A 9,313-nucleotide genomic window follows, 5' to 3' on the forward strand; every position below is an offset into this window, starting at 1 on the left:
AAATTAATGCAAGAAAATAGCATCTCAACAGTTTTAGCCCTATTAAAAAAAGCAAATGATCATGGAATTATTGTTTCTAAAAATAATGATAAACTTAATTTACATTTTACCGATGATGCCATAATAGATAATGCTATAATAGAAGATTTAAAATTTCAAAAACAGGCAATATTAAATTTTTTGAGCAATCAATTAATGGAACCTAAGGAAGAAGAATTATCAATTTCAGAGTTTGTAAAGTCTAGAAATAATGTCTTCAGCAAAATTCCTTTGTCATTTTCACAGGAAAGACTTTGGTTTGTTGATAAATTTCAAAAAAGTGCTCAATATAATCTACCAGCTGTTTTTAAAATAAATGGAGACTTAAATATCCAAATGTTAGAGCAATCTTTTAACGATATTATAAAGCGTCACAAAGTTTTAAGTTCTAATTTTAAAGATGAAGACGGAGTTCCTTACCAAAGTGAAATATTGGATATTGAGTGGAATATAAAAATTATCAATGATTCAAAAACTAATGACGACAAAGCTATAAATGAATATATACTTAATGAGATTCAGAAGGATTTTGATCTTTCAAAAGATTATTTAATTAGAGGTACGATAATAAACTTTTCTGATGAGGTTTTACTTGTTGTTGTTTTGCATCACATAATATCTGACGGATGGTCAATTCCAATTTTTATTAATGAATTGAGCGAATTATATCGATCAAAAAAAAATAATAGATCTGCTAATCTAAGCGTGCTACCAGTACAATATTCGGATTATTCACTATGGCAAAGAGAGTATTGGGAAAAATTGGTTCTCGAAGATAAATTGAAGTACTGGGAGAAAACATTGGATGGAGTAACTCCAATAAATTTACCTATTGATTATTCTTATCCTTCACTTCAAAGTAATAATGGAGATCTTATAGATTTTAGCTTTTCAAAGCAATTAAACGAAAATGTCATTAGTTTTTCAAAACACAATAAAGTCAGTGTTTTTATGACTCTTTTAAGTGCCTTGAAAATATTAATGTACAAGTATACAGGTCAAAATGATGTTTGCATAGGTACACCTGTCGCTAATAGGAGTCAAAATGAATTGGAAAATCTTGTTGGATTTTTTGTTAATACTATTGCTTTAAGAAGTTATCTGAATGAAAATGAAAGTGTTAGTGTTTTTGTAGATCAAATCCGTAAAGTAACTTTAGAGTCATATTCAAATCAAGATGTGCCTTTCGAAAAAGTTGTTGAACGAGTTGTTAAAGATAGAGATGTAAGTCGTAGTCCGATATTTCAGGTTTTATTAGTTCTACAGAATGAACCTTATGCACAGGTAATAAATATTGATGATGTAACTCTAACGCAATTAAAAATAGAAAAAAAGACATCTAAGTTTGATATTACTTTTGAATTCATTCAAAATAAGTCAGGACTTGAATTGAGTATAGAATATTGTACAGATTTATTTAAACAAGAGACAATAGAGCGCATGGCAAGTCATTATGAACTTCTGTTAAGTAATATTGTAGATAATCCGCATCAACAGATAAAAGATCTTAAATTTCTAAGTTTAGAAGAAGAGAAAACATTAACGGCAGACTTCAATGATACCTTAAAGACATATGATCATGATAAAACTTTAGTCGATTTATTAAAAATCCAAGCGAATCAATCGCCAGATGATATAGCCTTGATTTTTGATGAAGAAGAATTAACATACAGAGAACTTGATGAGCGTTCGAATCAGTTAGCGCATTACCTTCAAAGAAGAGGAGTAAAAAAGGAATCATTAGTAGCAATATGTATTGATCGTTCTATTGAAATGATTGTAGGATTGCTTGGAATTATAAAAGCCGGAGGTGCCTACGTACCTATAGACCCTGAATATCCTATTAGCAGAATTAACTATATGTTAGAAGATTCGGGAAGTGAAATTCTTTTAACCAGTTCAGAAAGCTGCCCATTGACATTAAATGATCCAGAGATAGATTTGATCTATTTAGATCAAGAGTCTGAGAATCTAAATAACGAATCCATTTTGGCTTTAGATATTGAAATTAGTGTTGATAATTTAGTTTATGTGATTTATACCTCTGGTTCGACAGGTACTCCAAAAGGAGTTATGGTAGAGCATAAAAATATTGTAAATCGATTGTATTGGACGCAGGAATATTATGGGCTGACTCCATTAGACAAAACTTTACAAAAAACATCCTTTAGTTTTGATGTTTCAGTTTGGGAAATATTTTGGCCTTTGATAAGCGGTTCAAAATTAGTTTTAGCAAAACCTGGAGGACAGAAAGACAGCTTTTATTTAAAAAATATAATCGCGGAGCAGGAAATAACAACGATTCATTTTGTCCCTTCAATGCTTGAAGTGTTTTTGCAAGACATAAACCTTGATGATTGCAGAACATTAAAACGTGTCTTATGCAGTGGAGAAGAGCTTAAGAAGAGTCATGTTTTAACATTTAGAGAAAAATTACCGGTAACAGCATTGTATAACTTATACGGTCCAACTGAGGCCGCAGTAGATGTTACTTACTGGCAGGTTCCATTGGATGTAAAAGGACTTGAAATAGTTCCGATTGGTCAGCCTGTTTCAAATACCAGTTTATACATTTTGGATAAAGATGGAAATACAGTACCCATAGGCGTTGTAGGAGAATTATTCATTGGTGGAATACAAGTGGCACGAGGTTACCTGAATCTTCCTGACCTAACTAAAGAACGCTTTATTTCAAGCCCTTTTCAAGAGAATATACAATCTAGATTGTATAAAACTGGCGATTTGGCTCGCTGGTTATCTGATGGTAATATTGAATATGTGGGAAGAAGGGACAATCAGGTTAAAATTAGAGGTTTTCGAATAGAGTTGGGAGAGATAGAAAGTGTTTTACAAGAAATACCAGGTATCAAACAAAGTATTGTAATTGCTCGAGAAGGAAGTGATTTGAATAAACAATTAATAGCATATATCGTTTCAGATGGAGTTTTAGATTTAATAGAAGTACAGCAATTTCTTAGAACGAGGCTGCCAGATTATATGATCCCATTATCTATTATAAGTATAGATGAAATTCCATTGACATCTAATGGTAAGATTAATAAGAAAGCATTACCAAAATTCAATGATTCAGTTTTAAATCGTAAAGAATATACTGAGCCTAGAAATGAAATAGAAGAAGAAATAGTAAGTATTTGGGGAGAATTATTAAATATCGATAAAATTAGTATTTACGATAATTTTTTTGATTTAGGAGGACATTCACTGCTAGCTGTTAGGGTAATTTCCTTGATAAGGAAAAGATTAAATATTGAAGCTGAAGTGAAACAATTATTCATCAATCCTACAGTTGGAGGTTTTTCAGAGTATATTCATAGATGTAAAATAGTTCGTGTTTCTACAACAATTGAAAAACAAAAAAGGACTGAAAACATACCTCTTTCTTTTGCACAGGAGCGACTATGGTTTGTTGATAAAAAACAAGGAAGTGTTCAATTTCATTTACCAGTCGTATTAGAATTACTTGGAAATGTGAATGTTGAAATTTTATATAACTCATTTAAAAAAATAATTGATAGACACGAAATATTAAGAACAGTTTTTGTAGAAAATAAAGGAGAAGTATTTCAAAAAATATTAAAAATAGATGACGAATCAGTTTCATTTTTTGAAGAAATAAATACGACTGAAAAAGAAGATTTAAATTACCTAATACAGAATGAGATAGATAAACCCTTTAATCTGTCAAAAGATTTATTATTGAGAGTGAAGCTATTTAAACTTTCAACTGAAAAATGCTGTTTACTCTTAGTTATGCATCATATAAATATTGATGGTTGGTCGCTGCCAATTTTTGTAAAGGAATTATTGGAAATTTATGAATCTGAAGAAAAAGGAATTGAACATGGATTAAAAGAACTTCCGATTCAATATGCAGACTTTGCTATTTGGGAAAGATCAAATACTGATGAAGTAACTTTAAATACAAAACTTAAGTTTTGGGAAGAAAAACTAAAAGATCTTTCTCAATTAAATTTACCTACGGATTATCCGCGACCAAAATTTCTAAGCCTAAAAGGGAGTAATGCAAGGTATAATATTGATAAAGAGTTAAGTAGTAAATTAAAAAAATATAGTAAAGAGGAAGGGGTTACCCTATTTATGTCAATGATGGCTATTTTTAAAGTAATGCTTTATAAATATACTAATCAAGAAGATATATGTATTGGGACATCAGTAGCAAATCGAAATTATGATGAAATAGAAGAGTTAATTGGATTCTTTGCTAATCGATTAGTTTTAAGAAATTCAGTAAAAGGAGATAGTTTATTCAAAGATTTTCTAAATCAAATTAAAGATTCTACGTTAGATGTATTTAATAATCAAGACGTTTCTTTCGAAAAGATTGTAGAGCGAGTTCAACCTGAAAGGGATTTAAGTAGGAATCCTTTATTTCAAATAGCATTTATATTTAATAATAATGAAATAATTCCTAGTATAAATATAGGGGAATTAACCGTTGTTGTGAAAGATTATGTTCAAAAAACGTCTAAATTTGATCTAGCATTTAATGTGATTGAAACTGATTCTGAATTAGATATCTTTATAGAATATAATACGGATTTGTTTAAGGATTCAACTATTAATAGAATGTTTGAACATTATGATACTCTTATATCTTCTATTCTAACAAATCCAAACTATACAATTGATCAATTAAATATTTTAGGAGAAGAAGAAAAGAATAAAATATTAGTTGAATTTAATAAGCCTAAAGCTGATAAATTATATGATAAATCATTTATCGAATTATTTAAAGAACAAGCAAGAATTTCACCTTCAGAAAGGGCTCTAGTTTTTGAAAATCAAATATTAACGTATAAAGAGCTTGATCAAAAATCAAGTTTGCTGGCCAATTACCTTCTATCTAGAAATGTTAAGTCTCAAGAAATCATAGGTGTATGCTTGAAAAGTCCTCTGCAAATGGTTTTAGCTATATTGGGGATTTTAAAAATCAGATCGGTGTATTTATCAATTGACAGTGAATTGCCAAAAAGTAGAATTAAATTTATAACAGAAGACACAAAATTAAAGTTTGTTTTGACTGATGAATTTTGTCAGAATTTATTTGATTCAGAAGATGATTTAGAATTAATTAACATAGATAATAAAGCAATATTTGAAGAAAATGAATCAACAAAAGAACTTATATGTTTTGATGATTTTATCAATGATGACTTTTACATTATCTATACTTCAGGCTCTACAGGAAAGCCCAAAGGAGTAGTTATATCACATCATAATGTTTTAGATTATATATCTGGTCTTTTTGAACACACAGATATAACAATGTGTTCTTCATTTGGATTAATGTCAACAATGGCAGCAGATCTTGGTAATACCGTTTTGTTTAGCTCACTTCTCTTAGGCAAAACACTTCATTTATTTTCAAGAGAGTCACTTACAAATGCAAGTAGTATGCATGAATATTTTGAGAATAACAAAGTTGATTGTATAAAGATTGTGCCATCTCATTGGAAATCCCTGGAATATAATAATAATAATATACTTCTGCCTAAACAAATGGTGATATTTGGGGGAGATAAATTAACGATGGATGTAATTGAAAAGATTAAAAATATTGATCACCAATGTAAAGTTTTGAATCATTACGGCCCAACTGAAACAACTATTGGGAAATTATTGTATAAAGTTGATTTAACAGAAAAGAAAGACATTATACCTATTGGCAAGCCATTTACAAATAGCGTTGTCTATATTTTAGATAAATTTAAAAACCCTGTTCCCATTGGAATTGCTGGAGAGTTATTTATTGGGGGTGCAGGAATTTCAAGAGGATATTATAATCAGCCTTATTTAACTAATGATAAGTTTATAGAGAATCCTTTCTCCGACGATTATAATGGTAAATTATACAGTACAGGAGATTTAGTTCGTTGGTTGTCAGATGGTAATATCGAATATATCGACAGAATTGGTAATCAAGTTAAAATAAATGGCTACAGGGTAGAGATTGGTGAAATCGAAAAGACTTTATCAGAAGTAAAAAATTTAAAACAAAATGTTGTTATAGTTCGTGAAGAGGATGAAAATAAATCTTTAGTAGCTTATGTGGTTACAGATGGCGATTTTGATAAGGAATTAATTAAGCAACAGCTGAAATTAAAATTACCTGATTACATGATTCCTGCATTAATTGTCAATTTAGAATCAATTCCTTTAACTGCAAATGGGAAAATAGATAAAAAAGTATTATTAGAGAAAGAATTATCTCAAATAAATATTAAATATGTTGAACCAAGAGACGAATTAGAGCAGAAGTTAGCTACTATATGGGAAGAATTACTTAAACGAGATAAAATTGGAATTCATGATAATTTTTTTGAGTTAGGTGGACATTCTTTATTAGCAATTCGAGTTGGATCTAGAATTAGAAAAGAGTTGAAGAAAGATTTGAGCATAAATGATTTGTTTTTGAACCCTACAATTGCATCTCTTTCGGTTTATATCAAAGCTATTGAATATTCTAGTAAGTTATCAATTATAAAAATTAATGAACGCCCAGATGATATTCCATTATCCTATTCTCAGGAAAGATTATGGTTTATTGATAAGTTATATGGCAGTACACATTATCATATACCGTTTGCACTAAAAATAGAAGGATTTGTTGATAAAGATGTATTTGAAGATATGTTTAAAGTTTTAATAAATCGTCATGAGGCATTGAGAACTATTTTTATTGAAAAAAATGGAGCCGTTTATCAGGAAGTAATTACTCCTGATTTGTGGAGATTAGAATATGTAGAAAATTTTCAAATCAATACGCAGGACGATATTGAAATTTTAATTAATCAAGAAATTTATAAACCCTTTAACTTAAATAAGGATTATCCTTTTAGAGTCAAAATTATTAAAGAAAATACAGATCAACATTACATGGTTGTTGTGATACATCATATCGCCGCGGATGGATGGTCAATACCAATTTTAATTAATGAATTAAAATCAATTCTCGAATCTAAAATAACAAAAGAACCTCAACAATTAAATGAGTTGCCTATTCAATATTCGGATTATACAATTTGGCAAAGACAATATTTCAATGAGAAGGTGCTGTCAGAGAAAACGACGTATTGGGAAAATAAATTAAAAAATACAGAAACTTTAAACTTACCATTAGATTACAAAAGACCCAATATACAGTCTATTAATGGTAGTTCTGTAGATTTTATTTTTGAAAGAACATTAGTTGATAAGCTAAAAAAAATATCAATAGATTGTGAAATAACTCTATTTATGGCACTTTTGAGTGGCTTAAAAATATTAATGTATAAATATACTGGACAAAATGATGTTTGCATAGGTACACCTGTTGCTAATCGGGATCAAAACGAGCTCGAAGGACTTATAGGTTTTTTTGTAAATACAGTTGTAATGAGAAGTCATTTAGATGAGACTTCAAGTTTTCTTGAATTTTCAGAACAAATCAAAACGACTTGTTTAGAAGCATATTCGAATCAAGAAGTCCCTTTTGAGAAAATAGTCGAAAAAGTTGTTAAAAACAGAGATTTGAGTACAACTTCATTGTTTCAAGTTTTATTTGTTTTTCAAGACAAATCAGAGATATATGAAATTAATTTAGATTCTGCAGGTTTAAAATTCTCAATTCAGAAATTAAAACAATCTATAAGTAAATTTGATTTAATATTCAATCTAACAGAAAATAAGTCAGGACTTGAATTGAGTATAGAATATTGTACAGATTTATTTAAACAAGAGACAATAGAGCGCATGGCAAGTCATTATGAACTTCTGTTAAGTAATATTGTAGATAATCCGCATCAACAGATAAAAGATCTTAAATTTCTAAGTTTAGAAGAAGAGAAAACATTAACGGCAGACTTCAATGATACCTTAAAGACATATGATCATGATAAAACTTTAGTCGATTTATTAAAAATCCAAGCGAATCAATCGCCAGATGATATAGCCTTGATTTTTGATGAAGAAGAATTAACATACAGAGAACTTGATGAGCGTTCGAATCAGTTAGCGCATTACCTTCAAAGAAGAGGAGTAAAAAAGGAATCATTAGTAGCAATATGTATTGATCGTTCTATTGAAATGATTGTAGGATTGCTTGGAATTATAAAAGCCGGAGGTGCCTACGTACCTATAGACCCTGAATATCCTATTAGCAGAATTAACTATATGTTAGAAGATTCGGGAAGTGAAATTCTTTTAACCAGTTCAGAAAGCTGCCCATTGACATTAAATGATCCAGAGATAGATTTGATCTATTTAGATCAAGAGTCTGAGAATCTAAATAACGAATCCATTTTGGCTTTAGATATTGAAATTAGTGTTGATAATTTAGTTTATGTGATTTATACCTCTGGTTCGACAGGTACTCCAAAAGGAGTTATGGTAGAGCATAAAAATATTGTAAATCGATTGTATTGGACGCAGGAATATTATGGGCTGACTCCATTAGACAAAACTTTACAAAAAACATCCTTTAGTTTTGATGTTTCAGTTTGGGAAATATTTTGGCCTTTGATAAGCGGTTCAAAATTAGTTTTAGCAAAACCTGGAGGACAGAAAGACAGCTTTTATTTAAAAAATATAATCGCGGAGCAGGAAATAACAACGATTCATTTTGTCCCTTCAATGCTTGAAGTGTTTTTGCAAGACATAAACCTTGATGATTGCAGAACATTAAAACGTGTCTTATGCAGTGGAGAAGAGCTTAAGAAGAGTCATGTTTTAACATTTAGAGAAAAATTACCGGTAACAGCATTGTATAACTTATACGGTCCAACTGAGGCCGCAGTAGATGTTACTTACTGGCAGGTTCCATTGGATGTAAAAGGACTTGAAATAGTTCCGATTGGTCAGCCTGTTTCAAATACCAGTTTATACATTTTGGATAAAGATGGAAATACAGTACCCATAGGCGTTGTAGGAGAATTATTCATTGGTGGAATACAAGTGGCACGAGGTTACCTGAATCTTCCTGACCTAACTAAAGAACGCTTTATTTCAAGCCCTTTTCAAGAGAATATACAATCTAGATTGTATAAAACTGGCGATTTGGCTCGCTGGTTATCTGATGGTAATATTGAATATGTGGGAAGAAGGGACAATCAGGTTAAAATTAGAGGTTTTCGAATAGAGTTGGGAGAGATAGAAAGTGTTTTACAAGAAATACCAGGTATCAAACAAAGTATTGTAATTGCTCGAGAAGGAAGTGATTTGAATAAACAATTAATAGCATATATCGTTTCAGATG

General features: G+C 30.1%; 1 protein-coding gene. It reads left to right on the forward strand.

Going from position 1 to position 9,313, the window contains the following annotated elements; all coding sequences use genetic code 11:
* Positions 1-6: 6 nt before the first annotated feature.
* The coding region (locus GKZ86_RS24245) for a non-ribosomal peptide synthetase (RefSeq protein ID WP_154785605.1) at positions 7-9,313 on the forward strand (9,307 nt) is incomplete at its 3' end.

The sequence above is a fragment of the Flavobacterium sp. LC2016-13 genome (genome assembly GCF_009707955.1).
Lineage (GTDB): Bacteria > Bacteroidota > Bacteroidia > Flavobacteriales > Flavobacteriaceae > Flavobacterium.